This is a genomic window from Agrobacterium larrymoorei (assembly GCF_030819275.1).
Classification (GTDB): domain Bacteria; phylum Pseudomonadota; class Alphaproteobacteria; order Rhizobiales; family Rhizobiaceae; genus Agrobacterium; species Agrobacterium larrymoorei_B.
The window spans coordinates 1422290-1448195 of record NZ_JAUTBL010000002.1; the positions used below are offsets into that span (position 1 = coordinate 1422290).

General features: G+C 56.5%; 26 protein-coding genes. 15 read left to right on the forward strand and 11 right to left on the reverse strand.

Going from position 1 to position 25906, the window contains the following annotated elements; all coding sequences use genetic code 11:
* Positions 1–97 precede the first annotated feature (97 nt).
* Entirely contained in the window at positions 98–2173 is a 2076-nt protein-coding gene (glgX, locus tag QE408_RS15580; RefSeq protein ID WP_306932735.1) for a glycogen debranching protein GlgX, read from the reverse strand.
* Positions 2174–2704: 531 nt separating this feature from the next.
* Here glgX and QE408_RS15585 point away from each other — a divergent pair.
* A complete protein-coding gene (locus QE408_RS15585; protein WP_306934818.1) occupies positions 2705–3661 on the forward strand; it encodes a LysR family transcriptional regulator in 957 nt (318 codons plus the stop codon).
* Positions 3662–3772: 111 nt separating this feature from the next.
* Entirely contained in the window at positions 3773–3934 is a 162-nt protein-coding gene (locus QE408_RS15590; RefSeq protein ID WP_306932736.1) for an entericidin, read from the forward strand.
* Positions 3935–4056: 122 nt separating this feature from the next.
* Here QE408_RS15590 and QE408_RS15595 read toward each other — a convergent pair whose 3' ends face one another.
* Complete coding sequence (locus tag QE408_RS15595) at positions 4057–4794, reverse strand: ParA family protein (protein ID WP_306932737.1); 738 nt, start codon at positions 4792–4794, stop codon at positions 4057–4059.
* A 160-nt stretch (positions 4795–4954) separates the two neighbouring features.
* Between QE408_RS15595 and QE408_RS15600 the strand changes: the two genes are divergently transcribed.
* A complete protein-coding gene (locus QE408_RS15600) occupies positions 4955–5785 on the forward strand; it encodes a phosphodiester glycosidase family protein (RefSeq protein ID WP_306932739.1) in 831 nt (276 codons plus the stop codon).
* Here QE408_RS15600 and QE408_RS15605 read toward each other — a convergent pair.
* The gene (locus QE408_RS15605; protein ID WP_306932741.1) at positions 5780–6133 is read right to left on the reverse strand and encodes a hypothetical protein; all 354 of its coding nucleotides are present in this window, start codon (positions 6131–6133) and stop codon (positions 5780–5782) included. The two genes, QE408_RS15600 and QE408_RS15605, sit on opposite strands and share 6 nt — an antisense overlap.
* A gap of 765 nt (positions 6134–6898) precedes the next feature.
* On the opposite strand from QE408_RS15605, the gene QE408_RS15610 reads away from it, so the two are divergent.
* Both QE408_RS15610 and QE408_RS15615 read left to right on the forward strand, forming a co-directional pair.
* The gene (locus QE408_RS15610) at positions 6899–8302 is read left to right on the forward strand and encodes an L-serine ammonia-lyase (RefSeq protein WP_306932743.1); all 1404 of its coding nucleotides are present in this window, start codon (positions 6899–6901) and stop codon (positions 8300–8302) included.
* Between the two features lie 64 nt (positions 8303–8366).
* Positions 8367–8801 (forward strand): DUF1489 family protein, encoded by a 435-nt coding sequence (locus tag QE408_RS15615; RefSeq protein ID WP_306932745.1) that lies wholly within the window; start codon positions 8367–8369, stop codon positions 8799–8801.
* A gap of 231 nt (positions 8802–9032) precedes the next feature.
* Here QE408_RS15615 and QE408_RS15620 read toward each other — a convergent pair whose 3' ends face one another.
* Both QE408_RS15620 and QE408_RS15625 read right to left on the reverse strand, forming a co-directional pair.
* Positions 9033–9644, reverse strand: a complete 612-nt coding sequence (locus QE408_RS15620) for a transglutaminase-like cysteine peptidase (protein ID WP_306932747.1) — start codon at positions 9642–9644, stop codon at positions 9033–9035.
* Positions 9645–10286: 642 nt separating this feature from the next.
* Positions 10287–10892: a PilZ domain-containing protein gene (locus QE408_RS15625; protein ID WP_306932748.1), complete on the reverse strand. Its 606-nt coding sequence runs from the start codon at positions 10890–10892 to the stop codon at positions 10287–10289.
* Positions 10893–11235: 343 nt separating this feature from the next.
* Here QE408_RS15625 and QE408_RS15630 point away from each other — a divergent pair, with 343 nt between their 5' ends.
* Together QE408_RS15630 and QE408_RS15635 are read left to right on the forward strand one after the other, a co-directional pair.
* On the forward strand, positions 11236–12000 hold the full coding sequence (locus QE408_RS15630) for a rhomboid family intramembrane serine protease (protein ID WP_306932749.1): 765 nt from the start codon (positions 11236–11238) through the stop codon (positions 11998–12000).
* Positions 12001–12201: 201 nt separating this feature from the next.
* A complete protein-coding gene (locus QE408_RS15635; protein ID WP_306932751.1) occupies positions 12202–12636 on the forward strand; it encodes a CBS domain-containing protein in 435 nt (144 codons plus the stop codon).
* 60 nt (positions 12637–12696) lie between these two features.
* Here QE408_RS15635 and QE408_RS15640 read toward each other — a convergent pair whose 3' ends face one another.
* The 3 genes from QE408_RS15640 to folE form a co-directional block, all read right to left on the reverse strand.
* On the reverse strand, positions 12697–13647 hold the full coding sequence (locus QE408_RS15640) for a patatin-like phospholipase family protein (RefSeq protein ID WP_306932754.1): 951 nt from the start codon (positions 13645–13647) through the stop codon (positions 12697–12699).
* A 100-nt stretch (positions 13648–13747) separates the two neighbouring features.
* A complete protein-coding gene (gene hisI / locus QE408_RS15645; RefSeq protein ID WP_306932756.1) occupies positions 13748–14209 on the reverse strand; it encodes a phosphoribosyl-AMP cyclohydrolase in 462 nt (153 codons plus the stop codon).
* Between the two features lie 30 nt (positions 14210–14239).
* Entirely contained in the window at positions 14240–14866 is a 627-nt protein-coding gene (gene folE / locus QE408_RS15650; RefSeq protein WP_306932757.1) for a GTP cyclohydrolase I FolE, read from the reverse strand.
* Between the two features lie 269 nt (positions 14867–15135).
* Here folE and QE408_RS15655 point away from each other — a divergent pair, with 269 nt between their 5' ends.
* The 3 genes from QE408_RS15655 to thrS all read left to right on the forward strand — a co-directional run bounded on the left by QE408_RS15655 (position 15136) and on the right by thrS (position 18079).
* Positions 15136–15582 carry an iron-sulfur cluster assembly scaffold protein gene (locus QE408_RS15655; protein WP_306932758.1) on the forward strand — a complete coding sequence of 149 codons (447 nt, stop codon included), beginning with the start codon at positions 15136–15138 and terminating at the stop codon, positions 15580–15582.
* A gap of 4 nt (positions 15583–15586) precedes the next feature.
* On the forward strand, positions 15587–15952 hold the full coding sequence (gene yidD / locus QE408_RS15660; RefSeq protein WP_306932759.1) for a membrane protein insertion efficiency factor YidD: 366 nt from the start codon (positions 15587–15589) through the stop codon (positions 15950–15952).
* 117 nt (positions 15953–16069) lie between these two features.
* Entirely contained in the window at positions 16070–18079 is a 2010-nt protein-coding gene (thrS, locus tag QE408_RS15665) for a threonine--tRNA ligase (RefSeq protein WP_306932761.1), read from the forward strand.
* A 97-nt stretch (positions 18080–18176) separates the two neighbouring features.
* Here thrS and QE408_RS15670 read toward each other — a convergent pair whose 3' ends face one another.
* Positions 18177–19157, reverse strand: coding sequence for a hypothetical protein (locus QE408_RS15670; protein WP_306932763.1), 981 nt, complete (start codon positions 19155–19157; stop codon positions 18177–18179).
* A 108-nt stretch (positions 19158–19265) separates the two neighbouring features.
* On the opposite strand from QE408_RS15670, the gene QE408_RS15675 reads away from it, so the two are divergent.
* The 3 genes from QE408_RS15675 (at position 19266) to QE408_RS15685 (ending at position 21739) form a co-directional block, all read left to right on the forward strand.
* Positions 19266–19847: a nitroreductase family protein gene (locus QE408_RS15675; RefSeq protein ID WP_306932765.1), complete on the forward strand. Its 582-nt coding sequence runs from the start codon at positions 19266–19268 to the stop codon at positions 19845–19847.
* Positions 19847–20452: a flavin reductase family protein gene (locus tag QE408_RS15680; protein ID WP_306932766.1), complete on the forward strand. Its 606-nt coding sequence runs from the start codon at positions 19847–19849 to the stop codon at positions 20450–20452. Before QE408_RS15675 ends, QE408_RS15680 begins: the two co-directional genes overlap by 1 nt.
* A 138-nt stretch (positions 20453–20590) precedes the next feature.
* Entirely contained in the window at positions 20591–21739 is a 1149-nt protein-coding gene (locus QE408_RS15685) for a DUF2336 domain-containing protein (protein ID WP_306932767.1), read from the forward strand.
* A 50-nt stretch (positions 21740–21789) separates the two neighbouring features.
* On the opposite strand, the gene QE408_RS15690 is transcribed toward QE408_RS15685, so the two are convergent.
* Complete coding sequence (locus QE408_RS15690; protein ID WP_306932769.1) at positions 21790–22188, reverse strand: hypothetical protein; 399 nt, start codon at positions 22186–22188, stop codon at positions 21790–21792.
* A 100-nt stretch (positions 22189–22288) separates the two neighbouring features.
* On the opposite strand from QE408_RS15690, the gene QE408_RS15695 reads away from it, so the two are divergent.
* Entirely contained in the window at positions 22289–22744 is a 456-nt protein-coding gene (locus QE408_RS15695; protein WP_306932771.1) for a GNAT family N-acetyltransferase, read from the forward strand.
* Here the strand turns inward: QE408_RS15695 and QE408_RS15700 are convergent.
* Positions 22741–23955 (reverse strand): AI-2E family transporter, encoded by a 1215-nt coding sequence (locus QE408_RS15700; protein ID WP_306932773.1) that lies wholly within the window; start codon positions 23953–23955, stop codon positions 22741–22743. The genes QE408_RS15695 and QE408_RS15700 overlap by 4 nt on opposite strands.
* A 221-nt stretch (positions 23956–24176) precedes the next feature.
* Here QE408_RS15700 and QE408_RS15705 point away from each other — a divergent pair, with 221 nt between their 5' ends.
* A complete protein-coding gene (locus QE408_RS15705; RefSeq protein ID WP_306932775.1) occupies positions 24177–25904 on the forward strand; it encodes an ABC transporter ATP-binding protein in 1728 nt (575 codons plus the stop codon).
* Positions 25905–25906 lie beyond the last annotated feature (2 nt).

The following is a 25906-nucleotide window of genomic DNA, read 5'->3' on the forward strand; positions in this document are numbered from 1 at the left end:
GCGAGGCGGATCGCGGTGACGATCGGTTTTGCCCATAAAGCAAAAGCCGGAGGGGCGCTCCGGCTTCTGTCCTTAAATCCTTGTTTGTGGGATGATTTTACGCAGCGCGCAGCATAACCAGGCTGCGGCCCTCCATCATGTAGTTCTGTGCGTTGGCAATTTGATTGCCGGTGACAGTGGGGTCTGCGGTCGTCAATTCCGTTGTCCAGCCATTCTCGACTTCCGGAAGCTTGAATTCGACATCACCTTCGTGAGGATTGAAGAGAATGAGAACGTCGTTCCATTCGTCGCCATCCGGGCCGCCTTCGCGGCTTAGGCGCAGGCCGAGAGAGGTGCTGCCCGGGTCCTGCCAGTGTTCAGGCTTCTGCTCGCCACCGCCTGGGTTAAGCCAGGTTACATGGGTGCCATCATGCCAGCTGTCCCGGCGAAGCACCGAGTGAGTCTGCCTCAGTTCGATCAGGCGCCGGGTGAAGTCACGCAGCGTCTCGGCGCTTTCCGGCAGGCCTTCCCAGTGTACCCAGCTGAGATCGCTGTCTTGGCAGTAGCCGTTGTTATTGCCCATTTGGCTGCGGCCGAACTCATCCCCCGCAAGGATCATTGGGGTGCCGTGAGACAGCAGTAGGGTTGCTAGGAAGTTGCGCTTCTGGCGATCACGAACGGCGTTGATGCCTTCATCATCCGTCGGACCTTCGACACCATAATTGAAGCTGCGATTATCGCTGTGGCCGTCCTTGTTGTCTTCGCCATTCGCCTCATTGTGCTTTTCGTTGTAGGAGACGAGATCGTTTAGCGTAAAGCCGTCATGCGCGGTGATGAAGTTGACGCTGGCCCATGTCTTGCGGCCACGTAGATCGTAGACATCGCCGGAACCGAGAACGCGCGCGGCAAAGTCGCCAGCGGTGCCATCCTCGTCCTTCCAATATTCACGCACGGTGTCGCGATACTTGTCGTTCCACTCTGCCCAGCCGGGAGGGAAGCCACCGACCTGATAACCGCCGGGGCCGATATCCCATGGCTCACCAACGAGCTTCAGGCGAGACAGCACCGGATCCTGACCGACGGCATCGAAGAAACCGCTGCGCTGGTCGAAACCTTCCGGTTCGCGACCCAATATGGTGCCGAGGTCGAAGCGGAAGCCATCCACATGCATATCTTCCGCCCAGTAGCGCAGTGAGTCCGTCACCAGTTGCAGGACACGCGGGTGCGAGGTGTTGACGGTGTTTCCCGTTCCCGTGTCATTGATGTAATAGCGCGGCTGATCGGGCATGGTGCGGTAATAGGAGAAGTTGTCGATACCCTTGAACGAGAGGGTTGGCCCGAGCTCATTGCCTTCCGCCGTGTGGTTATAGACCACGTCGAGAATGACTTCGATGCCGCCATCGTGGAAGGCGCGAACCATATCCCGGAAGCCTGCCATGGCCCGCGGACCGTAGTAGCGCGATGCCGGTGCAAAAAAGGCGAGGGAATTGTATCCCCAGAAGTTCTTCAAGCCCTTGTCGAGCAGATGAGAGTCGTCTGGGAAATAGTGGATTGGCAGAAGCTCGATCGACGTGATGCCGAGGCTTTTGATATAGGCAACCACATCCTTATGCCCAAGCCCTTCATAGGTGCCCTTGAGGTCTTCCGGCAGGGCAGGGTGCAGCTTGGTGAACCCCTTGACGTGCGTCTCGTAGAAGATTGTCTTCGACCAAGGGATGTTCGGGCGACTGTCGCCGCTCCAGTCATAGTCTTTGGGATCGATCACGCGGCACTTGGGCATCTTGGATGCGCTGTCGGCCTCGTTGAAGGACAGGTCTTTGTCCTCGGCGTTCAGGTCGTAGCCAAACTGTTCCTGACCCCATTGGATATCGCCCACCAGTTCGCGCGCATAGGGATCGACCAGCAGCTTGTTGGGATTGAAGCGATGGCCATTCTCTGGATCGTAAGGCCCATGGACACGATAGCCATAAAGAGCGCCGGGCTTAAGCCCCGGAATATAGCCGTGCCAGATTTCGTTGGTAAATTCTGGAAGAGTGATGCGCTCAATTTCAGTGTTGCCTGTCTCATCGAACAGGCAAAGTTCAACTCGTTCTGCACATGCGCTGAAGATCGCAAAATTTACGCCGTCGCCATCGAAATTGGCGCCCAGGCGTGTGAAGTCGCCGGGCTGAATGCTGGAGCCAAACTTGGACATGGGTTTCCTCGTGATGAAGTGACCCAGTGAAACTGGCTTGCCAGTGGTTTGTTCCGCAGCGCAAAAAAATGGCCCGCCGGGATGTAGGGCGAGCCATCTACTCTTTCACATGGGCACAACTTTTTTTGCGTCCATTCAGTTGCGGATGGTGTCGTTGGCGGGCCATCCAATGTCCTTCAATGTATCTGCAGGCAGACTTTCAAGAATGTGGAGATTGCGTCTGCGTTGCCAGGAGGCGTGCAGCTGAAACCCGGCGCGGATCACGCGGGATATCCAGGATGGGGGCCGGAGCCGAAGCCAGCTACCGGTTTCTTCATGCAGGATTATCATAGTCATTTTAGTGCTCCTTCCTTCTGCTTTAGTGTCTATTGTTGTCCAGACATCACCAGCTATGCGCTTGCTAAAACCATCAATCAACTGAATGACGCTTATGTCACTCATGACATTTTGTGTTGTTTTAACTCGTGCACCACCAAGGCTGCTTCTGTCTGGGAAGAAGAATGGACGTCGCTTGACATTCAATCAAACGAAATGATATCGATCTATCATTCAGAAAAATTGACGGACACGGTCATGACTGTTTCATTTCGCCAGCCGCTCCCCCTGCTCGATAACGATATCCTTCGCACCTTCGTCGCCATTGCTGAGACAGGCAATTTCTCGACGGCTGCAGAAGTCGTGTTTCGCACACCATCAGCGGTCTCCATGCAGATCAAAAAGCTTGAAGAGCAGTTGAAGACGACGCTTTTTCTGCGTGATGCGCGGTCCGTAACGCTGACGGCACATGGCGAGACATTGTTAACCTACGCCAGAAGAATGATCGCGCTGTCGAATGAGGCAGTGTCCCGCTTTGTCATGCCGGATCTGTCCGGCGTCGTGAAGCTGGGCGCACCCGATGATCTTGGTCAGCGCGGATTGCTGCCCGGCATTCTCAAGCGCTTTGCGGAAGCCTTTCCCGCGATCATGGTGGACGTCACGATCGACTCCAGTTCTCAACTTTACAAGCGCATCGACGAGCAGCGGCTTGATCTGGCACTTGTGAATTGCGCCTCCCATCCGTTGCGCGATACCGGCGAAGTCTTGATGCGCGAACGGTTGGTCTGGGCCGGGGCCAAATGCGGCACCGCGCATCTTCGTGATCCATTGCCGATATCGATATGGGAGGATGGATGCATTTGGCGCTCCGAGGCGATCAACGCCCTGGACAAGCGTAACCGTCCTTATCGGGTCGCCTATCTCAGTGGTCACACCATGGCACAGAGAGCAGCGATCGAAGCTGACCTAGCGATAGCGCCATTGCCTCGATCCTATGTTCAGAACGACATGGTCATCCTCGGAGAAAGAGAGGGGCTGCCGCCGCTTGGCAGTTTCGATATTCGCCTCATCATGACTGACAAGGTGTCCCGCCCTATCCAGGCAGTTGCCGATAGTATTCGCAACGCATTCCGCGATGTCGCGCAGGTTGGCGAAGCCCGGGACATAAAATAGGTTTCATCCTCACGTTTTTTTGACAATGCGTGGAACCCCGCTGAGTTTGCGGCGTTTTTTGTGCGTCACAGATCACGCCTGCAACCGCAGGCCCAAGGGGAGTTTTCAAATATGACGACACGCGCACTCGCAACCGTTGCTGCCATTCTCGTTACGGTCGCTAGCCTCAGCTCTTGCGGCAACACCATTCGCGGCGTGGGCCGCGACACGGCAAACGCTGTCGATGCAACGCAGGATGCAGGACGCCGTGTAGATCACGCAGCGCGCCGTTAATGTCGTAAAGGCATAGTGTGCCACTGATAAACTTGAAGCCGGCGAGAGATCGTCGGCTTTCTATTTTTAAGGCATGGGAGGCGAAAGAGGTTTTACGCCATTTCGCTGGGCAGCCGGGTGTTCTAAGCCGCTTTCTTAGCCGGCTTTGTAGCGACCGCCTTCGTGCCAGTCGATTTGGCGGATTTCGCCGCGACTGCTTTCGGTGGAACGAGGCTGACAACGTCCAACGCCAATGCCTGGGCGTTCTCACACGCCTTGTCCAAATTGCTAACTCTCTCGGGATCCATCATGTGCGGCGCACCGCCGACGACGAACATGTCGCGATAGGCAGCACGTTCGATGAGGGGGGTGCCAAGCACGTGCACCATCTTCTCTGCGAGCAAGGATTTGACAGCCTGCATGGAGCGAGTGGTTATGATCGGGCTTATGCGCGTCAGGATAACCGAATGAGGAATACGGATGTCACAGCGATCTGCGAGGTCTTTCAGAAGGCTGAGCACTTCGGCGCCGCCCACCGCGTCCATGGCGCAGCCCTGCACTGGAATAAGCACATGGTTGGCAAGGCCGATGGCCTTGGCCATAAGTGGTGATCGACCACCGGGAAGATCGACGATAACATAACCGCCGCGCTTCTTGCTGTCTTTGATATGCCCCTCGATGGTGTCGTCGCTCACGTCTGAGATGACGGATAGGTTCTTCTGGGCTTGCGTCAGCCCGTACCACCTAGACGTCCATTGTTGCGGATCCGCATCCAGCAACGTGACGCGGTGTCCCATCCGCGCAAGCTCGCTGGCTACGATCACGGCGGCCGTCGTTTTTCCGGCACCGCCTTTTGTATTTGCAAATGTAATGACTGGCACTGTCTGAACCCCTGATCTTGTGTTCGAGCCGTATCATCGCCCGCGATCGACAACCGCTTCATCATAAAACGGAACGTGTTTTCTTATTGGATTGTAGTGCTAAGGCCTCAATTCAGGCGGAAAGTCCGTCTGGAAAGAAGTTGGCCTCGTCTCAGGTCTTTTGAATCTCGCTTATGCGGCGCATCGGCGCCCAACCAATAGAAACGATGATTCTTTACTTGCGCCAAGGGGAAATATGCGTCGGTTTGTAATATATTTTTTGTCGTTGTTTCTTGCAACACGAGTTCGCGGTAGCGAATTACCTTCCTACTGTCTCAGAATGGAACATGTCAGCGCCGCCTACACGGTCTGCAGCTTTGACCCGCGCAAGGCAGATATCCGGCTTTATAGTCGAGACGAAGTCACCGGCACTTCCTATGGTGGGTTTGCGGCACTGTCGTCGGCCCTGTGGCGGCGACACCAATTCATCGTCTTTGCGATGAATGGCGGCATGTATCATTCCGATCTGTCGCCAGTTGGACTGTACATCGACAACAAGATCGAGAAGACACCTATCAGCACAGCGGGGGGCTGGGGCAATTTCCACATGCAGCCGAACGGCGTTTTCTTCATTGCCGACGGGAAAGCCGGGGTGCGCGAAACCAGCGCCTACCTGAATGCTAACCTCAAACCCGACCTTGCCACGCAATCAGGCCCGATGCTCCTCATCGATGGAAAAATTCATCCGCGTTTCCTACCCGATAGCGACAGCTTCAAACGCCGAAACGGCGTTGGCGTTTCGTCCGACGGCATTGTGCATTTTGCAATCTCGGAAGACCCGGTACGCTTTTATGATTTCGCCACCCTGTTCCGCGACGAATTGAAGACGGATAACGCGCTTTATCTTGATGGCACGATCTCAAGCGTCGATATCCCTGCAATGGGCAGACGTGACGACCTTTTTCCAATGGGTCCCATCATCGCGGTCGTTGAAGGTGTGCCGGACCTATAGAGGCGATTTGGGGTAGGCCTTTTCCAACCCGCCGGACTTGGCGACTCCGCTTTTGAAGGCATTATAGGCGGGGTGCTGGCTGCTTTTGGCCACCTCGTGGAGGCGGATTTGCAGGCGGGCAGGGGCGTTGTCACCAAACCACTTGCCGCATTTTTCGAGTTTCAGGGCATTGAGAAAGCGCGACTGAGATTCCTTATCGAGATAGACAAGAAGACCCTCCAGCAACGCTTCGTCCTGCTGTGGATTCTCCAGCAGCAGTTTCAACCATGCCTGATCGTCTGCGCTCAGCGTCGAAATCTTCGAAGCCACTGTGTCCCGGTCTGGAAAGGCTGATGAAGCGTTCTGCATGATTCCCTGCTCTCCTTGAGTTTCCTTCCGGTAGTCCAGAGATATGCCCTTTTCAAGCTACCTCTTTGCCACTCATCTTCCATCTGAACGTCACAACGATTTCGACAGGCAATAAGCCGTTCTATCAGCGTGCGCCGTCAAGCTTTTACACTCTTGTCGAAATTAAGATCGCAGAGCTGACAGCTCCAGCGCAACGCCCTGGATTAAGCGCTTGTTTTTTCACACACCTATGCGCTGCACGTATGGCAGGTCACAGAATTCGCCTTGGTTTAGCCTCTTTTTGCATTTGCCTTCGTCACACATTTTTAATAGATGGTTGCGCCACGGGACGCGCTGAAAGAGCCGCCCGAAGAGTGAACACGCTGGAGTAATCATGGAAGAAACCGCTCAGAAATCCTGCTGGGGTGTAACGTTACGCGCACTCGCAGGCTTCGCTGCTTTTCTCGCATTGACCTATCTTTTTGGTACACCGTAAGCATCTCACTTTTTTAAAAAGTTTTTTTCGTAAAACAGCGCGGCCTCCCGAGAGCCGTGCTGTTTTCGTTCTGAGGCGCCCTATAGCGCCGTAAATCGGTTAGGATGCCAAACGACGCTCCATCTTCTTTGAGTCTAGGAATCGTGCCCTCTGAAAATTGGTTGCTGTTTGGGCTGACGCTGTCGTCGCTATAGCGCTACCGACACAGTTTTGGCCGCTTTTTGATATGGTTCGTGCCGAGCGCTTCCGATAAAGTTGCACCAATAGGTCTATACATAGGGCATCCCAGAATGTTTCTTTCCGTCTTCGACGTGTTCAAAATCGGCATCGGACCTTCGAGCTCCCACACCATGGGGCCCATGTCGGCCGCCAATCGCTTTCTTGAACTGATCCTGTCGGATGATTGGCCACGGCCTTCGGGTGCCGCCGTATCTGCCATCAAGGTCAGCCTGCACGGCTCGCTCGCCTTTACCGGCATTGGACATGGATCGGGCAGAGCTGTGGTTCTGGGGCTGACAGGGGAGAAGCCGGACAAGGTCGATCCAGATGCCATGGACGGCATTATCGCTGCGGTCGAGCGCACCGGTCTCGTCACGCCGCCCGGTCATCCGTCCTACGCCTTTCGTCCAGACGAAGATCTTGTGTTCGACAAGAAGAATCCACTTCCCGGTCACGCCAACGGCATGACTTTCTCTGCCTATGACAATCAGGGCAGGATGCTTTTGAAGCGCATTTATTATTCCGTCGGTGGCGGCTTCGTGGTGACCGATACCGAGCTTGACGCCATGCGCCAGCGCGGAAAGACGGTCGATAACGGCCCGAAAGTGCCTTATCCCTTTGCTACAGCAAAGGAGATGCTGGACATGGCAGCGCGCTCGGGCCGGACCATCGCTCAGATGAAGCGCGCCAATGAAGAGACGGTGATGAGCCGCGACGCGCTGAACAGCCGCCTTGACCAGATCTGGGAGGCCATGAACGGTTGTATAGAACGCGGCCTGAAAGGCGAGGGCATTATGCCGGGCGGTCTGAAGGTTCGCCGCCGCGCGCGCTCTATCCATGATAAGCTCAACGCCGAATGGCGCAGCAACCGGCTTAATCCCGTTCTCGCCAATGACTGGTTGAGCGTTTATGCCATGGCGGTGAACGAAGAGAATGCCGCTGGTGGTCGCGTCGTAACAGCTCCCACAAACGGAGCTGCTGGTGTCGTGCCAGCCACCGTGCGCTATTTTCGCCACTTCCATGAGGATGCTTCCGTCGACGATATTCGCGACTTCCTGCTGACGGCAGCCGCGATTGGCGGCATCATCAAACACAATGCCTCTATCTCCGGGGCGGAAGTCGGTTGCCAAGGTGAAGTGGGTTCTGCGGCTGCTATGGCGGCGGCAGGTCTGGCAGCGGTTATGGGTGGCTCGCCGGCACAGGTGGAGAATGCCGCCGAGATCGCGCTTGAGCATCACCTTGGCATGACATGCGATCCGGTCGCAGGACTGGTGCAGGTACCGTGTATCGAGCGCAACGCCCTTGGCGCGGTGAAGGCCGTCACGGCTGCGTCTCTGGCTTTGAAGGGAGATGGGGAGCATTTCGTCCCACTCGATGCCTGTATTGAGACCATGCGTCAGACGGGCAATGATATGAGCGAGAAATACAAGGAAACCTCTACCGGTGGCCTCGCGGTCAATGTCGTGGAATGTTGACATTTGATGGCGCGATTGTTTGACGGGCGCTTGACGCGTCCGTCGAAACGGCATTGATAGCGGCATGGCTCTACATCTGATCAAGCTTTGCGTCGGCGCGGATTCCATCGAGGATTTGCGCGAATGGGTGTCCCAACGTTCTCTCACCGCAATGGCGGCTGGGCTGGAACCGCACAGCGTCCACACCACACGCATGATCCCAAAACGCATGGAGGAGTTGCTCGACGGCGGCTCACTTTACTGGGTGATCAAGGGGCAGGTACAGGCCCGTCAGAGACTTCTCGACATCCGCTCATTCACCGGCGGCGACGGCATCACGCGTTGCGATCTGGTTCTGGGACCGGAAGTCATCGAGACTTCACCTGCCCCAAAACGGCCTTTCCAGGGATGGCGTTATCTCAAGGACGAGGAAGCCCCGCGCGATCTGGGCGGCGCAGGCATTGCGGAAGACATGCCCTCCGACCTGCGGCGGGAACTTGCCGAGCTCGGGCTTCTGTAGCGCTCAAGAACATCAGACAACCCGTTTCGCGTGGAGCGACAACAAACCTTGCCTCAAAACAGGAAAACCGGCTCCGGGGGCAACGGAGCCGGTTCTGGGGCAGGATCGACACGGGGTAGAGCGACCTGCCTAAACCTTGGAAATACGTTCTGTGAACGTGTGCGCTTTTTCTACGTCCACTGTTCGAATTGCGCCGGGCTGCGGAGAGGCGTCCTGACGCTCACCTTGCGATCAGTTCTTGATGCCGGCAACAGCGTTGACGTTGCGGCCATCCTGAATTTTCACCCAGCGGCCTGGATTGGCAGAATCCTGGCGCTTCAGATAGGTGTACTCGGTGTCCGACCAGTCCATGACCTTATTGCGCAGGTTGTCGAGAATGAAGTCACCGCGGTCTGTGCGAACGGTCAGGACGGCGTGGCCCGAACCATTTGGCTGCAGAACGACGGTGATCAACAGGTTGGAGGCGGAGATGCCTTTGTTCATCAGCATCTTGCGCTTGAGAAGCACGAAGTCTTCGCAGTCACCCGCGGTGGTCGGGTAGGCCCAGCGCTCTTCGACACCATAGAGTTCCATGTCGGTCGCTGGCGTGATGGTGGTGTTGACCGTGTAGTTCACGTCCAGCATCATCTTCCAGGTTTCTTCCGTCAGCCGCAGCGGGCCCATGTCTGCCGAGGTCGGCTGGCATTCGCTCTGGTAGGTCTGGCAGAACTCGTAATGCCCGATCGGAGGATTGGCCTTTCCGATAATTCGCATTGCTGCACCGGGCGACGCTTCTGCCTGCTGGGCGAATGCGCCAATGGCCAGTGCTAAAATCGTAAGTCCCAAACGGCTGTATTTTTTCATATCTTGTCTCCCCGTTGTGAGGAGGACAATGCCATTGACATTTTGATCGCAGGCAAAAAACCGTGCTCAAATTCGAGCTTAAATTAAGCAAAAACAACGGCTTATTTGATGATTATTTGAATGGAATTTGAATAGTATTTTAGCAATCGAGTTAGCGCCTTCGCTGAGCGAAAGCTGCAATTTGCCAATATTCCGGTGCCTGTTGCGGGAAATAGGGTTAACGGACGTAACGGTCTAAGTCCGTGATGGGGCAGCTCTCAACCGCTTATTAATTCTATTTCGGCTCTGAAAACACGCGTCCAACGACTAAATTGACTTAAAATTCTTCTTTTGATTGCAGAAAAAATCGCAATTCAATCATCTTTTTTTGCGTTTTTTCCTGAATTTTCTTTCGAATCCCGTTTTGGAGCAGGTCGATATCCGGCTCTCGGGAAGCGTCTGCGTCGTTTTTGACGATGAGGTTGTTTGGAAAGACGGCTCGTTACGAGTGCTGTTTACAGGTGACAGGCAGAGCTCAAGTTCATCTGCAACATTGGCGCATGGTCCGGGCGAGATCAGCCGGAAAAGGCGATGACCACAAAGCAGCAAAAAACCGGCAAACGCCTGGCGTTGCCGGTTCTGAAATTCTATCGCGAAAAAGTGTCAGAGAAACTCGATCAGCGCGTCCTTAGACTGAACACTGTCGAACTCGATCGCAACGCCTTCCATGAAATGGCGAACGATACGTCCGCCCATATTGCCCAGACGAACGGTGGTGCCAAGCGCCGGGCGCGGGTCGATCTCGATAGCCGCACCGGAGAGCGAAAGGTCGATGATGCGGCAAGCAACTGTATTGCCGTCGTTCAAGAGAAGCGAGGCATTCGCATGTCGCGGCGTCAGGCGGTCATGACGTCTGTCTTCCGGCAGACCGAGCGCTTGACGTTTAGCGATCCACGCCAATTGAGCGGCGAGTTTCTCGCGCTTGCGTTCCGTCGCAGCGATCGCAACCGAGAAACCGTCGGCGGTCAATTGCGTAACCTTGCCTTCGACGCGGCCGATATGCTGCAGATAGATGATGATACGGTCGTTGCGGTTAGGTCTGGCAAAACATGTCAGCCGCGCGCTTTCTGCCGTCATTTCCGTGGCAGTGCAGTCAAACTCATCTTCCGTCGGCAACATAAGACGTCCGGAAAGACCGACGGTAACCGGTGGTTCAGCGGTGTCGACTGATTTCGAAACATGGGTGTGTGCGAGATTTGATGAAAACATTGCCAGCGCTATGTTGCATGAAGAAAAAGACAAGCCATGTTTTACTACGGGCGGGTTAACAGACTGTTTTGTCGTACACCAATATTTGAGGAGAATGACGAGATATCATCGAAGGACCGCCGCTCGACTGTCTCGTTCTGGCGCAAAACTGTTATGCCCCGAAATAGGCGTTCGTGTGAGCGCAAATCGAACGATAGAGATGACCGTTTTCATCTTGAACTCAGGCATCTGGTGATGTGGAAAGAGGCCGTATCAGGCTTGTAGCGCAATCGCGCCGCTTTTATTTGCACGGACCTTCCTATATTGCTCGCGTAGGGTCGAACGATATGAAATGGAAATGAGAATGACGCATCATGAGGGCGGTGAGTTGCAAGAGCCGCAAGACGATCGCCCGCCGCTCCAGAAGCAACCCATTTTCAACCTTCCATTCATTCTGGTCGCTGTTCTCGGCTTTATGATCGCCATCCAGGCGGGTTCTGCCTATCTGATGTCGGATGAGACCTACGGTGCTTTCCTTTTCACCTTTGGCTTCATCCCGGCGCGTTATACCATTCCCTTGGCGCAGCAAGGCCTGGAATGGCTCTGGACGCCGCTGACCTATTCCTTCCTCCATGGTGGTGTTGAGCACATCCTGTTCAACGGACTATGGCTGATGGCGTTTGGTGCGCCCGTCGCACGCCGCATCGGCACGCCTCGATTTATTCTCTTCTGGATAATTTCTGCGGCGATTTCCGCTTTTGGTCATGCGGCTCTTGATTGGAGCAGCATCACGGTTCTGATTGGTGCTTCCGGCGTGGTCTCAGCCCTCATGGGTGCAGCTTGCCGCTTCGCGTTTCCGCCCCGCGGGCAGCGTTATCATCCGTCCTTCGGCCACCTTCTTCCGCGCCAGGGTATTTTTCAAGCGCTGACCAATAGAACGGTTTTGATCTTCACGATCGGGTGGCTCGCGGGTAATGCGCTGATTGCCGTTGGCTTCCCCCTGTTTGGTGATGTCGGCGGGGAGGTGGCGTGGGACGCTCACATCTTCGGTTTCTTCTTCGGCTTCCTTTTCTTCGGCCTGTTCGATCCAAAAGCCGCGCCGGAAAACAAAGCTGCCTCAATCGATTGAAGTCTGTTCGAGAGCGCCTTGCGTCTTTTCGGACGCTCTAAATCTTTAAATCTACGCATCCTGATTTTCTGGCCGATACTGTAGCCTGAAATTCAGTTGCTTTCCCCGTCGAGGGAGCGCAAAAATTTGAAGACGGTGCTTCGTTCTCAGGGAGGAGACTTGAGTGCGATAGCCGGGCGGCAACGGACAAGGGAGGTACGCATGCCGATTTTTGTGAAAGAAATTCTCGATCTCAAGGGTAGGGAGGTCGTGACGGTCGATCCCGATATGACGATCGCGGATGCTGCCGTGACGCTCTACGAGCATTGTATTGGTGCCGTCGTTGTCACCGACCACAAGGGTGCAGTCCTTGGCATCTTTACAGAGCGCGATCTCGTGCGTGCCGTGGCCGCCAAAGGCTCAGCAGCCCTGGAAACCAGGGTTTCCGACGTGATGACCAAGAATGTGACCCGCTGCAACGAAGAAACCACCACGGACGATCTGATGGAGATCATGACGGGCGGCAGGTTCCGTCACCTGCCGGTAGAGGCCAATGGGCGTCTGGCAGGCATCATTTCCATCGGTGACGTGGTCAAGGCCCGCATCAGCGAGATCGAGACGGAAGCGGAGCACATCAAAGCCTATATTGCAGGCTGATGAGCGTTGGTCTTTGAGCGGGTAGATGAAGGGCAGGCACTTAGCCTGCCTTTCATACTGTCAGGGTTGAAACACCTGCTGCATGCGCTTCAATTCGGGAATTCTGGAACGGGTCTCTTCATAGCCCTGGTCGATCGCCTCGGCAGCGCGATGGAATTCCGAAAGACCGATCTGGCTGATACGCGGATGAAGCGTCAAATCAGGCGGATCGCCAGCCAGTCTCGCCCGTGAAATACGATCCTGAATGATGTTGAACGCCTGAACCATGACGCCTGGCAAGCCTATCCTGGATGTGGCTGTGATCGGCGTTTCGGCCTCGCTTTTGCTACCAGTACCCGCACTGTGTTTGACTACGGCAGAGCGACCGAAGATATCGTAATTGAGGTTGACCGCAACGACCAGAGCTTGCTCATGGGCGCGGCAAACGGAGACCGGTACCGGATTGACGAGGGCGCCATCGATCAGCGTCCTGCCGTTGCAGCGCACCGGTTCAAAAATGCCGGGCAGGGCATAGGATGCGCGAAGTGCGGTGATCAGATTGCCTTGGTGAATCCATACTTCGTGGCCGGTGCGCAGTTCGGTCGCAACCGCGATAAAGGGATGCTCAAGATCTTCGATGGTGAGGCCTTCGAGATGCTCCTGCATGCGCTTGGTCAGCCGCAGGCCCCCAAACAGTCCGCTACCGCCAATCGTCAGGTCCAGCAGTCCGGCAATGCGGCGCATAGTCAGTGAGCGGGCAAACTCTTCCAGTTCGTTGAGCTTTCCGGCCAAGTAGCAACCGCCGACAAGGGCGCCGATGGACGTACCGGCAATCATGCCGATCTTCACCCCGGCTTCGTCGAGTGCTCGCAGCACGCCAATATGCGCCCATCCACGAGCAGCGCCGCCACCAAGCGCCAGTGCTATGCGATTTGGGGGAAGTGTTGGCTTCGGCGCAGGCGTGATTTTCTCCAGGGTGCCGAGTGTCGTCGCGGACGATGGATTATCGCGGTTTATTCCCCATCCAAGCATTCGACGCCTCCCACTTGCATCTCCCGCGAACCGCGAGTCTCCTCAAGGATTTGTCACATGATCGTAGCAAAAGGCAAAGAAATCGAAAAGATTCCACTCCTCAAGATGAGGAGGGTGAACCATAGGTTGTTTCCGGGTCAAAATGCCGCTTGTCGTCAGTGATTGTGGTTATCGCGCTTTCGTCTTCCATCGTCACTATGCGGTAGAAGCAGGAACGGCGGCCAGTGTGGCAGGTGGCATCGTGTCCAGCGACGGAGACCTTCAGCCAAACGGCATCCTGATCGCAATCCGTGCGGAACTCGCGAACCGTCTGAAGATTGCCGGAGGTTTCACCCTTCTTCCAGATCTTGTCCCGCGAGCGGCTGTAATAATGCGCAATGCCCGTTTCCAGCGTCAGCTTCAGCGCCTCCGCATTCATATGCGCGACCATCAGCAACTCACCGTCTTTGATGTCGGTGACGACCGCAGTCACGAGACCATTTGCGTCGAACTTCGGCGAGAACGGCCCGGATGCTTCCAGCGCCACCTTATCGGACGGCGCGGCTGGGAAAATGGCGGACATGAGATCCTCTGTGAGAGGGTGGCAACCGATTTAGCGGTTGCGCACCATGGACATGAAACGAGCCTGCTCGGCAGGATCCTTCTTGAACGCGCCGGTGAAGCTCGTCGTCAAAGTCGTGGAACCTTGCTTCTGAACACCGCGCATGGACATGCACATATGTTCGGCGTCGATCATCACGGCGACGCCGCGAGGCTTCAGCGTCGTTTCGATCGAAGAGGCGATCTGTGCCGTCATCGTTTCCTGGGTTTGCAGGCGACGCCCGAAAATCTCGACGACGCGAGCGATCTTGGAAAGGCCAAGAACCCGGCCATTCGGCAGATAGGCGACATGCGCCTTGCCGGTGATCGGCACCATGTGGTGTTCGCAATGCGAGAAGAAAGGAATGTCACGCACGAGAATGATGTCGTCATAGCCGCCGACTTCTTCGAAGAATGTGCCAAGAACATCCTTGGCATCGAGGTCGTAGCCGGAGAACAGTTCGCGATAAGCCTTGGCCACGCGCTTCGGCGTGTCGAGCAAGCCTTCACGGGCCGGATCGTCGCCAGCCCAGCGCAGAAGGACGCGTACGGCATCCTCGGCTTCAGCCTGCGTTGGTCGCGCTTTTGTCACATCGTCCGTCGCGCCAGCGCCAGGAAAATTCTTCACGATTGCATCCATTTTTTAACTCCCGGTGTGGTTCAAGGCCACACCTGAACACGTCCTGCAACGACGCTCGCGCGCCACGTGCTGCTATCTGGTTGTTTTTCCGAATTTTGGCAAGAGTGTGCGCGCCTTGCCTCCATTATTTCATCAAACCTTGATGTACGGATAGTGAGTTAACATATTACGTCCGCCAAGGGCAGCAAAGCTTTTCCCAGAGCGACACATCGTTTAGAAAATGATGACGGCGCTCGACTGTTCTCGAGCTTTTACGTGAGATATCGACCATGGACGACATCTATAACAACCGTATCTTGGAATTTGCCGGCAACATTCCGCTCGCTGGCGTCCTGGCGGATGCCGATGCGCAAGCGCAGAAGCATTCCAAGCTCTGCGGCTCCAAGGTCAAGGTCTACATCAAGATGGATGGCGATCGGGTGTCCGAGTTCTCCCATGAGGTGCGCGCCTGCGCCCTTGGGCAGGCGTCCTCCTCGATCATGGCGCATCATGTCGTTGGTGCGAGCCGATCCGAAATTCGTAAGGCACGCCAGGACATGATCGATATGCTGACGGCAGGCGGCGAGGGGCCAGAGGGGCGTTTCGAAGACATGCGGGTCTTGAGGCCCGTTAAGGATTACAAGGCTCGCCATGCCTCGACCATGCTGACCTTCGAGGCGGTCTGTGATTGTCTGGATCAGTTGGAGGCGAAGCAGCCTCTGTCCGAGGCGAGTTGATCTCATGTGCGGACAACCCGGTTGTCACGATAAGCCGCACAAGCCTGCAAACCGCTCTCGTAATTGGGCCGGTCCATTTCGAAAGACGCCTGGCCGACTCTTCGGCATGGGCCTCATTCGCCTCTATCAGCTGACGCTCTCAGGCTTTCTTGGTAATGGCTGCCGTCATATTCCCACATGCTCCGAATATGGATATGAGGCCATTGGCCGCCACGGACTGTGGTCTGGTGGATGGCTGACCTTGTTCCGCGTCGCACGCTGCGGACCAGGCGGCACCAGTGGCTTCGACCCGGTTGCCGAGCGCCTTGGAGGGCGTCAATACTGGTTTACGCCATGGCGCTATTGGTCGCGCAAGGCGTCTCAGAAATAGCCGAAAGTCTTTACTCGACCTAATTTTCAGCCTATCAGGCTGTCGTTCGCGCCGATCCCATCGTCGCATGTTTTGACCACCCGCATTCGTTGGCGGGACTGGACAGGAGAATTCAAAGTGTCAGACGCCCTTTCCCTTACATTTCCAGATGGCTCCGTTCGTCAGTACCCCGTGGGTACAACGGGACGTGATGTTGCCGAATCCATTTCCAAGTCGCTTGCAAAGAAAGCCGTCGCTATTGCGCTGGACGGTGAATTGCGCGACCTGTCCGATACGATTGCCACTGGTGCAATCGAGATCGTTACCCGCGACGACAAGCGTGCGCTTGAGCTCATCCGTCACGATGCCGCCCACGTCATGGCCGAAGCTGTGCAAGAATTGTGGCCCGGCACCCAGGTGACCATCGGTCCTGTGATCGAAAACGGCTTCTATTACGACTTCGCCAAGAACGAGCCTTTCACCCCCGACGATCTTCCGAAGATCGAAAAGAAGATGAAAGAGATCATCGGCCGGTCGAAGCCCTTTACGCGGGAAATCTGGTCGCGCGAGAAGGCCAAGCAAGTCTTTGCCGCCAAGGGCGAGAACTACAAGGTCGAGCTTGTCGATGCTATCCCTGAAGGTCAGGATCTCAAGATCTACTATCAGGGCGATTGGTTCGACCTTTGCCGCGGCCCGCATATGGCCAATACGGGACAGATCGGTACGGCCTTCAAGCTGATGAAGGTTGCCGGTGCATACTGGCGTGGTGACAGCAATAACCCCATGCTGACCCGCATCTACGGCACGGCTTGGGCCACGCAGGAACAACTGGATCAGTATCTGCACATCCTGGCGGAAGCCGAGAAGCGCGACCACCGCCGCCTTGGCCGCGAGATGGACCTTTTCCATTTCCAGGAGGAAGGTCCGGGCGTGGTGTTCTGGCACGGCAAGGGATGGCGCATGTTCCAGACCCTGACTGCCTATATGCGCCGCCATCTGGAAGGCACCTATCAGGAAGTGAACGCACCGCAGGTTCTGGATGCTTCGCTGTGGGAAACCTCCGGTCACTGGGGCTGGTACCAGGAAAACATGTTTGCGGTGAAATCCGCCTATGCCTTCACCCATCCGGAGGACAAGGAAGCGGACAATCGCGTCTTCGCCCTGAAGCCGATGAACTGCCCCGGTCACGTTCAGATCTTCAAGCATGGGTTGAAGTCTTACCGAGAACTGCCTGTTCGACTTGCAGAGTTCGGTACTGTCCACCGCTATGAAGCGTCGGGTGCTCTGCACGGCTTGATGCGCGTTCGTGGCTTCACCCAGGATGACGCCCATGTCTTTTGCACCGAAGAGCAGATGGCAGCGGAATGCCTGCGCATCAACGATCTGATCCTGTCGGTCTACAAGGATTTCGGCTTCGAAGAGATCGTCGTCAAGCTGTCCACGCGCCCTGAAAAGCGCGTCGGTTCCGACGATCTTTGGGATCGCGCCGAAAGCGTGATGACCGAGGTCTTGAAGACCATCGAGGAACAATCCGGCGGACGCATCAAGACCGGCATTCTGCCGGGCGAGGGCGCCTTCTACGGTCCGAAGTTCGAATATACGCTGAAGGATGCGATCGGCCGCGACTGGCAGTGCGGCACCACGCAGGTAGACTTCAACCTGCCGGAGCGGTTCGGCGCCTTCTATATCGACCAGGCGTCTGAAAAGCGTCAGCCGGTGATGATCCACCGCGCGATCTGTGGTTCGATGGAACGGTTCCTTGGCATCCTGATCGAGAACTTCGCTGGCCACATGCCGCTGTGGTTCGCGCCGCTTCAGGTTGTCGTCGCGACGATCACCTCGGATGCCGACGATTACGGTCGCGAAGTTGCCGAGGCGCTTCGTGAAGCCGGTCTGTCGGTGGAAACGGATTTCCGTAACGAGAAGATCAACTACAAGATCCGCGAGCATTCGGTCACGAAGGTTCCGGTCATCATCGTCTGCGGCAAAAAAGAGGCCGAAGAGCGGACGGTCAATATTCGCCGCCTCGGTTCGCAGGCTCAGACCTCGTTTGCTCTGGATGACGCGATTGCCAATCTCGTTGACGAGGCCACGCCGCCGGACGTCAAGCGCAAGCGCGCGGCAAAGGCGAAAGCCAAGGCTGCTTGAATGCAAAGAAAACGGCGCCTTCGGGCGCCGTTTTCACGAGATGATGCTGTGGATCAAGTTGGCGGACGAGCAAGGGTGCGGAAGCGCCGAAGCCGGGTTACTCGAAATCGCCCGTCGCGTCTTCCGGTGCCTGGTCCTTCATCAGAACTTCGACATCGGAATCCTGCCCCGCCTTCACCCTGAAATTGCGCTGGTAGACCTTGTCTTTGTTGCGAGCGATTGCTGTGTACTCACCATCGGCCAGTACCATGGTGGAGAAGGCGCTGACGCTCTCATTCACCACGTCGCCGGCACCCGTCAGCACGGACCACGCCGTATCGGCGATGGCTTCGCCCCCATGCTCGGAGACGAGTTTCAGCGTGACCTGCGCGGCATGATGCTGGAGCGTCGCTTCCGTGAGCTTGCCTGCTTCGACCTGAATATCGGCGCGCACGACCGCATTGACCGATCCGTATTCCGATACCACATGATAGGTCCCGGCATTGAGACGGACGATGGTATTCGGCTTTACATCGGTCATCACCAGCTTCCGCTCTCCGTTCTCGGAGGCTTCGGAAGAGTAGATGGAAAACTTCAATTGATTGGCGGAGATGTTCTTGTCGTTGCCGGCAACGGCATTGAGGACGAAGCCGCCAGCGTCGAGAATGAGAACCTGCTTGTCGATTTTGCCGTTTTCGGGAACGCTGAGCTTCTTGGTCACACCTGCGCGCCCGAAGGCGACGTTGACGAAATATTCTCCCGGCTCAAGATGAAACTCGGCTGAACCGCCTTCGGAACTCGCCAGCATCGGCAGCTTACCATCGGCGCCGGGAATAGGACTGAAGACGCGCCAGGCCAGTCCCTCCATCATCGGTTCGCCTTGCTGCGTCAGCTTCGCTTCCAGCACGACGTCACGCGATTTCACCGCTTCCGGCTCGCTGGGAGAAGGAACGGAAAACGCGTTCAGCTTCGGCATTTTCGGGGTGCCGCCAAGCTGCCTGAACTCCTTGAAGGCGTCCTGCGAGATGGCAATACCGGGTAGCGCGCCAGCCGAGGCGAGCGCGATGCAAAGACCTGCTCCGATTTTGGTGAACGTCATTTCTCTCGACCGGATTGACTTCTCGTTTTTGTGGGACCACTTCAATCCGAACCGCAAGGCTATTTCAAGGCCTGTCTTTAGATTGCATGCGAATGGAACGGTCCCACCATGAAAACTGACATCAAGCTCATCGACTATCTGAACGTACGACGCTCGACACCCGCGCCACAATTGACGGAGCCAGGTCCCAGCAAGCAGGAGCTCGAAGAGATTCTTCGCCTGACGGTGCGCGTTCCAGACCATGGCAAGATTGCACCTTGGCGGTTCATCGTGATCCGTGGCGAAGAACGGGTGAGATTGGGCGAAGCCGCACTGGCGCTCGCGCTGAAAAAGAACCCGGACTTGAGCGCAGATTTCCAGGAAGTGGAACGGACCCGCTTTACCAGAGCGCCCGTCGTCATCGCCGTGGTCAGCAAGGCGGGACCGCATGTAAAGATCCCCGAATGGGAACAAGTCATGTCGGCAGGTGCCGTTTGCCTCAACCTGCTTCTGGCCTCGAATGCGCTTGGATATGCCGCCAATTGGCTGACCGAATGGGTGTCCTACGATCCAGAATTCTTGGCAGAAATGGGTGTGAAGGACGCAGAAAAAGTCGCGGGACTTATCTATATCGGGTCGACGACGTTTCCGCCTGTCGAGCGTCCGCGCCCGGAACTGACTGACGTTGTGACCTGGGTTGGTGAAGCGTGATGTTCTATACGACTGACACAAACCAGCATGGCATGGCGCATGATCCCTTCAAGGCGATCGTTGCGCCGCGACCCATCGGCTGGATCGGCTCCAAGGGAAGCGACGGAACGCTGAATCTTTCTCCCTATTCCTTTTTCAACGCCATAGCGGACAAGCCGAAGCTGGTGTTGTTCTCCTCAAGCGGACAGAAGGACAGCCTGCGCAATGTGCGGGAAACCGGTGTCTTTACCGCCAGTCTCGTGAGTCGTCATCTCGTGGATCGAATGAATGCCTCGTCGGCACCTGTCGATTATGCGGTCAACGAGTTCGAGCTGGCTGGTTTGACCGCACGTGCGGGGGAAGTGGTTGATGCGCCCTATGTGGCGGAAGCGCTCGCCGCGCTAGAATGCCGCGTCACGCAGATCGTGCAACCACAGGATATCGAAGGCGAGGCGGCCGACTCCTGGGTCGTCTTCGGGCAGGTGATGGGCATTCATATCGATGAATCGATCATCCGTGATGGTCGCATTGATATGGGACTTGCGCGGCCGGTGGCCCGGATGGGCTATATGGATTACGCAGACGGTGGCGCCGATGTCTTCCAACTGGCGCGCCCGAAGGCCTGACAGCCTCCACTTACGCCATGGTTAAGAAGCATGGTGAACCAATCGTAAACCTTTTCCCCCTAGGTTTCACCCATGGAGGGTGATCGCCGGTTCGGTAACGAGTCGCGATAACCTCCGCGGGGTCGTAAGAAACATTTCTTGGGGTGCGATGTGGTCGTAGAGGCATTTCTCAGCTGGACGGATAAGGCGCGTGCTGGTGATAGAGCTAAGGCTGCGAAGGCCCTGGGCACGGCCTATGTGACGTCGGCTTTGCCGAAAGACAAACAGGCAGGCGCCTATATGGCCATGTCCTACCTTCTGGACGATCCATCGCCCAAAGTCCGCCAGGCGCTTGCAGACGCGCTGTCCTGCTCTGAAGATGCTCCTCGCCCCATCATTATCGCACTGGCTGAAGACCAGGCTGAGATTGCCTGTCAGGTGATCATCAATTCGCCCGTGCTTCGGGAATCGGATCTAGTCGATCTGATTGGCCGAGGATCCTCTACCACCCGGGCTATGATTGCCGCGCGTGCTGATCTGAGCGCAGGCGTTTGCGCTGCCATGGCGGAAATCGGCGGCGAATGCGAAGTCATGATCATGCTGGAGAATCTTTCGGCGCAGATCACGCCCTTCACGCTGCGGCGAGTCTCGGAGCGTTTTGGAGAAGAGCCGGAACTCCGCAGTCTACTCTTGGACCGTGATGATCTTCCAGCCGATGTACGCCATACCCTCGTCCTTCTGGTCGGGGAGGCGCTGGCTTCTGCCGGAATTGTCGGTCAGGTCATCACCGCGGCGCGCGCCCGCCAGATCGTTCAGGATGCATCAGAGGCCGCGGTAACGCTGATTGCTGGCGAAGCGTCCGGTCAGGAAAGATCATATCTCGTCGAGCACCTGCGCCGCCACAGCCAGTTGACGCCTGCCTTCCTTCTGCAGCTTCTTTGCACGGGTAAGCTCGACTTCTTCTCTGAGGCCATGTCCAACCTCTCCGGGCTTGAGGAGCGACGGGTCCGCTCGATCCTCGCAACAGGCAGAAACCATGCGGTCAAGGCGCTCTATCAGTCGAGTGGTCTTTCAGGAAGCGCCCTCGAGGTCTTCATCGAGGCGACTCGTCTGTGGCGCCAGGCAGCGGAAATGCCGTATGGCGGAGCGATCCAGCAGGTTGCGGAAAGGCTCCTCGGTACGTTCTCGAACGCAGAGAGCGACGCTAACGTCTACGAAATGATGTCGATGATTGAAAAGCTTCTCATCGTCGATCAACGTCAGAGAGCGCGGTCCTTCGCCGAGGAACTGATCGCCGAGGCCGCTTGATCGTTACATCGGGCATCTACGCGCTCAGGTCACTGGTTGCATGGAAAGCCCTACTTGGACAGGCGTCTCGCAATCCAGGAATAGCTGTCTTCGACCATACGTACGGGTTTGCCCAGAACCTCCTTCACGCCTTCCGTCGAGGGGAGGATTTTTCGCACGCGGCCAATCGCTCGCTGCGCGAGGTTCTGTTCCTCTTGCGCTTCGATTTCTGGCGTTTGCTTTGGAGCGTCCTGCCCGGTCGCCGCCTGTTCGACAGGGGCGTCGGGAATCTGGCACACGGCAACGACGACCGGATAGGAGACATTGGTGAATTGGCCAAGCTGCTTTTCCGACTCGGCGTCGCAGAGTTCGATGCTCGTCCACCGCTGCTGCATTGTGGCGATGTATCGGCAGTCGGACGCCGTATCATCGCAGCCGAGGATTGTCATCAAGACGAGGGCGGTTCGCATTTCACTTTTCTCCGGACGGAAGATCTGTTTACTGACCTTGTCATTCAGTATGATTGCAGTCTTATTGCGGCTAAAGCCGTCTTATGAAAATGGAAATAGCATGCCAGTAGAAATCAATCAGGAATCGCCACGCCAGCCTGAAATCGCCCGCCTCATGGATCTGTCGAACGCTTATATGGCCTCGCTTTATCCAGCCGAGAGCAACCATCTTGTCGATCTCGATGCGCTTGAAAAGCCCAATGTCTCGTTCCTGGTCGCGCGAAATGACGGCGCAATTGTCGGCTGTTGTGCACTGGTAGAAGCTGGAGACGGCACCGCGGAGATCAAGCGAATGTTTGTCGATCCTGAGGCGCGGGGCCTGCAAATCGGCAAACGCATGATGACAACGCTGATTGAGCGCGCGCAGGACCTAAACCTTACAGCAATTCGTCTGGAAACAGGCATCAGCCAGCCTGAGGCCATCAGCCTTTACCGTAAAGCCGGTTTTGTCGAGATCGAGCCATTCCCGCCCTATAAGCCCGATCCGCTCAGCATGTTCATGGAACTGCGTCTCTAAACCGAGCTTACGGTCTTTCGAGGTCTCGGAGGTTCCTCTACGAGCTCGATCTCTTCTTCATGAAGCTCCTGGACGATAACGGGTTCGCCTGCCGATATCTCGGCTTCGCGAACCCACTCGCGCCATACGGCAACCAAAAGCGCCATCAGTACCGGGCCGATGAATAGGCCGAGAAAGCCCATCGTTTTGACACCGCCGACGAGACCGAAAAAGGTCGGCAGGAAAGGGAGCTTGATAGGGCCGCCGACCAGGCGCGGGCGGATCGTCTTGTCAACGATGAACAGTTCCACCGATCCCCAGATGAAGAGCGCGATACCGGCGGCAGGAGAGCCGCTTGCAAGCAGATAGATCGACACGAGCGTGAAGGAGAGCGGCGCACCTCCGGGTATCAACGCCATTACGCCTGTCAGAACGCCAAGCGTCACCGGGGAGGGGACGCCTGCAATCCAGTAGGCGATACCAAGAATAATGCCTTCGCCGATGGCAATCAGGGTCATGCCTGTGACCGTGGAGCTGATTGTTGCGGGGACCACTCGCGAGATACGCTCCCAGCGGTTGGGCAGGATCCGTTCACCGACGAGGTCAACCTGGCGGGCAAAGCCCACACCGTTGCGATAAACGAAGAATAGAGCGATCAGCATGAAGAGGAGCGTCAGGACGAGGTGGAATGCACCATTACCCGCCGCCACGATGGCGCGATAGATATTGCCGATGTTGGCGCCGCTGACGAGCTGGATGACTTCACCGATGGCGCCCGGTGTGCCGACGTAACGGGTCCATTGTTCGCTGAACCAGACGCCGACACCGGGAAGTGCTGCTATCCATTCCGGAACGGGCGCACCCGTCTTATTGACCTCCACAGCCCAGCCGAACCATTCGCGTATTTCACCGGCAGTGTAGGAGGCCGCAATCACGATCGGGACGATCAGGAACGCGATGATCAACAAGATCGCAATGGTCGCGCCGACTGTGTTGTTGCCGCCCACGCGGTCCAGCAGTCGCCGATAGATGGGCCAGCTGGCAAAGCCGATAACGAGAGCGGCCAGCACGGGAACAAGAAAGCCGTAAAAGAAGTAGATACCGGCTGCGACAATCAAAAGCAAAAGCCAGCGGGCAGCGGAGATGGAGGGGACCAATGCGATGCGGGCATGGGTCGCAGCACCCAGCCACCGGGTTTCTCCATCCGCATGATGATTGTCGGCTTTATTCACTCTAGTCTCTTTCGCATTCCCGGGCAGCGGGTCACACTGTCACAGGTGAGATGTGGGGCGCAATCTATTCCCCCGTTATTTCGCTTTTATGTTGTCGCAAAACATATTGGACGAATTTGGTAAAAATTGAGCAACGTGCTTGGACTTCTGACATGAATGTGAGAATGAACAAGCGCTTTTACAACCTCTGAGGTTTCCTGCTCCGTTCTGGGCCAATCATCATGCTGCGCCGATTCTTCGCTTACTATCGCCCGTATCGGGGGCTCTTCATTCTCGATTTCTCCTGTGCCGTGTTCTCGGGTCTTCTCGAACTGGGCTTTCCCATGGCGGTGAAGCTTTTCGTCGACGTTCTTCTGCCGGCATCGAACTGGCCGGTTATCATGGCCGCATCGCTCGGGCTGATTATCGTCTATGTCTTCAATACCGGCCTGATGGCGACCGTCACCTATTGGGGACATATGCTCGGCATCAACATCGAAACAGACATGCGCCGAGCTGCTTTCGATCATCTTCAGAAACTCTCCTTCCGCTTCTTCGATAATCAGAAGACAGGCCATCTCGTCGGTCGCCTGACAAAGGATCTGGAGGAGATCGGTGAGGTTGCGCATCACGGGCCGGAAGATCTTTTCATCGCAATTATGACCTTTATCGGCGCATTCCTGCTCATGCTATGGGTCAATATGCCACTGGCACTGATCACGGCGGTCATCGTGCCTCTGACAGCCTATGTGACGAGCCGGTACGGTACGCGCATGACCAACAACTTCCGGGCGCTCTACAACCGCGTCGGCGCCTTCAATGCCCGCATCGAGGAAAATGTCGGCGGTATGCGGGTGGTCCAGGCATTCGCCAATGAGGATCACGAGCGCGCGCTGTTCGAAAAAGACAATCAGCGCTATCGCCGCACCAAGCTCGATGCCTACAAGATCATGACCGCCAGCACGTCGCTCAGCTATATGAGCATGCGCCTGACGCAAATGATCATCATGATCTGCGGTGCCTGGCTCGTCCTGCACGGCGACCTGACCAATGGCGGCTTCGTCAGCTTCCTTCTCTTGGTGAATGTCTTCTTCCGGCCGATCGAGAAGATCAATTCCGTAATCGAAACCTATCCCAAGGGCATTGCCGGGTTTCGCCGCTTCACCGAGTTGATCGATACCGAGCCGGATATTGCCGATGCGCCGGATGCGATTACAGCTCCGTCCCTTCGTGGAGACATCGTGTATGCTGCCGTCAGCTTCGGTTATGCTGACGGCAAACAGGTTCTCTCCAACATCGATCTGACCATCCGCGCCGGAGAAACGGTTGCCTTCGTCGGCCCTTCTGGTGCGGGCAAAACGACTTTGTGCTCGCTGCTGCCGCGTTTCTACGAGGTCTCTGGTGGTGCCATCACCATTGACGGCATCGACATCCGCAAGATGACGCTGGCGTCGTTGCGCAGCCAGATCGGTATCGTGCAGCAGGATGTCTTCATGTTCGGCGGCACTGTCCGCGAGAACATCGAATATGGGCGGCTGGGCGCAAGCGATGATGATATCTGGATTGCGGCGCGGCGCGCACGTCTGGATCATGTCATCGAAGCTATGCCTGACGGCATGGAAACAGTGATTGGGGAGCGTGGCGTCAAACTCTCCGGCGGACAGAAGCAACGTCTCGCGATTGCCCGCATGTTCCTGAAGAACCCACCAATCCTCATTCTTGACGAGGCGACGTCCGCCCTTGACACCGAAACCGAACGCGCCATCCAGCAGTCGCTTGGTGAACTGGCCGAAGGGCGCACGACGCTCATCATCGCCCATCGTCTGGCGACCATCAGGGATGCGTCGCGCATTGTCGTCGTTGACGGCAACGGTATCCTTGAGAGCGGCAACCATCAGGAACTTCTTGCAGCGAGAGGGCCTTACAGCCGGCTCTATGAAGCGCAGTTCGGCGCTGGCCTGATCGCATAACA

Bases quoted from the DNA above. Each gene is read 5' to 3' on its own strand.
- glgX (WP_306932735.1), bottom strand. From the start codon at position 2,173: ATGTCCAAGTTTGGCTCCAGCATTCAGCCCGGCGACTTCACACGCCTG.
- QE408_RS15585 (WP_306934818.1), top strand. From the start codon at position 2,705: ATGATATCGATCTATCATTCAGAAAAATTGACGGACACGGTCATGACT.
- QE408_RS15590 (WP_306932736.1), top strand. From the start codon at position 3,773: ATGACGACACGCGCACTCGCAACCGTTGCTGCCATTCTCGTTACGGTC.
- QE408_RS15605 (WP_306932741.1), bottom strand. From the start codon at position 6,133: ATGCAGAACGCTTCATCAGCCTTTCCAGACCGGGACACAGTGGCTTCG.
- QE408_RS15610 (WP_306932743.1), top strand. From the start codon at position 6,899: ATGTTTCTTTCCGTCTTCGACGTGTTCAAAATCGGCATCGGACCTTCG.
- QE408_RS15615 (WP_306932745.1), top strand. From the start codon at position 8,367: ATGGCTCTACATCTGATCAAGCTTTGCGTCGGCGCGGATTCCATCGAG.
- QE408_RS15620 (WP_306932747.1), bottom strand. From the start codon at position 9,644: ATGAAAAAATACAGCCGTTTGGGACTTACGATTTTAGCACTGGCCATT.
- QE408_RS15625 (WP_306932748.1), bottom strand. From the start codon at position 10,892: ATGTTTTCATCAAATCTCGCACACACCCATGTTTCGAAATCAGTCGAC.
- QE408_RS15630 (WP_306932749.1), top strand. From the start codon at position 11,236: ATGACGCATCATGAGGGCGGTGAGTTGCAAGAGCCGCAAGACGATCGC.
- QE408_RS15635 (WP_306932751.1), top strand. From the start codon at position 12,202: ATGCCGATTTTTGTGAAAGAAATTCTCGATCTCAAGGGTAGGGAGGTC.
- QE408_RS15640 (WP_306932754.1), bottom strand. From the start codon at position 13,647: ATGCTTGGATGGGGAATAAACCGCGATAATCCATCGTCCGCGACGACA.
- hisI (WP_306932756.1), bottom strand. From the start codon at position 14,209: ATGTCCGCCATTTTCCCAGCCGCGCCGTCCGATAAGGTGGCGCTGGAA.
- folE (WP_306932757.1), bottom strand. From the start codon at position 14,866: ATGGATGCAATCGTGAAGAATTTTCCTGGCGCTGGCGCGACGGACGAT.
- QE408_RS15655 (WP_306932758.1), top strand. From the start codon at position 15,136: ATGGACGACATCTATAACAACCGTATCTTGGAATTTGCCGGCAACATT.
- yidD (WP_306932759.1), top strand. From the start codon at position 15,587: ATGTGCGGACAACCCGGTTGTCACGATAAGCCGCACAAGCCTGCAAAC.
- QE408_RS15670 (WP_306932763.1), bottom strand. From the start codon at position 19,157: ATGACGTTCACCAAAATCGGAGCAGGTCTTTGCATCGCGCTCGCCTCG.
- QE408_RS15675 (WP_306932765.1), top strand. From the start codon at position 19,266: ATGAAAACTGACATCAAGCTCATCGACTATCTGAACGTACGACGCTCG.
- QE408_RS15680 (WP_306932766.1), top strand. From the start codon at position 19,847: ATGTTCTATACGACTGACACAAACCAGCATGGCATGGCGCATGATCCC.
- QE408_RS15690 (WP_306932769.1), bottom strand. From the start codon at position 22,188: ATGCGAACCGCCCTCGTCTTGATGACAATCCTCGGCTGCGATGATACG.
- QE408_RS15695 (WP_306932771.1), top strand. From the start codon at position 22,289: ATGCCAGTAGAAATCAATCAGGAATCGCCACGCCAGCCTGAAATCGCC.
- QE408_RS15705 (WP_306932775.1), top strand. From the start codon at position 24,177: ATGCTGCGCCGATTCTTCGCTTACTATCGCCCGTATCGGGGGCTCTTC.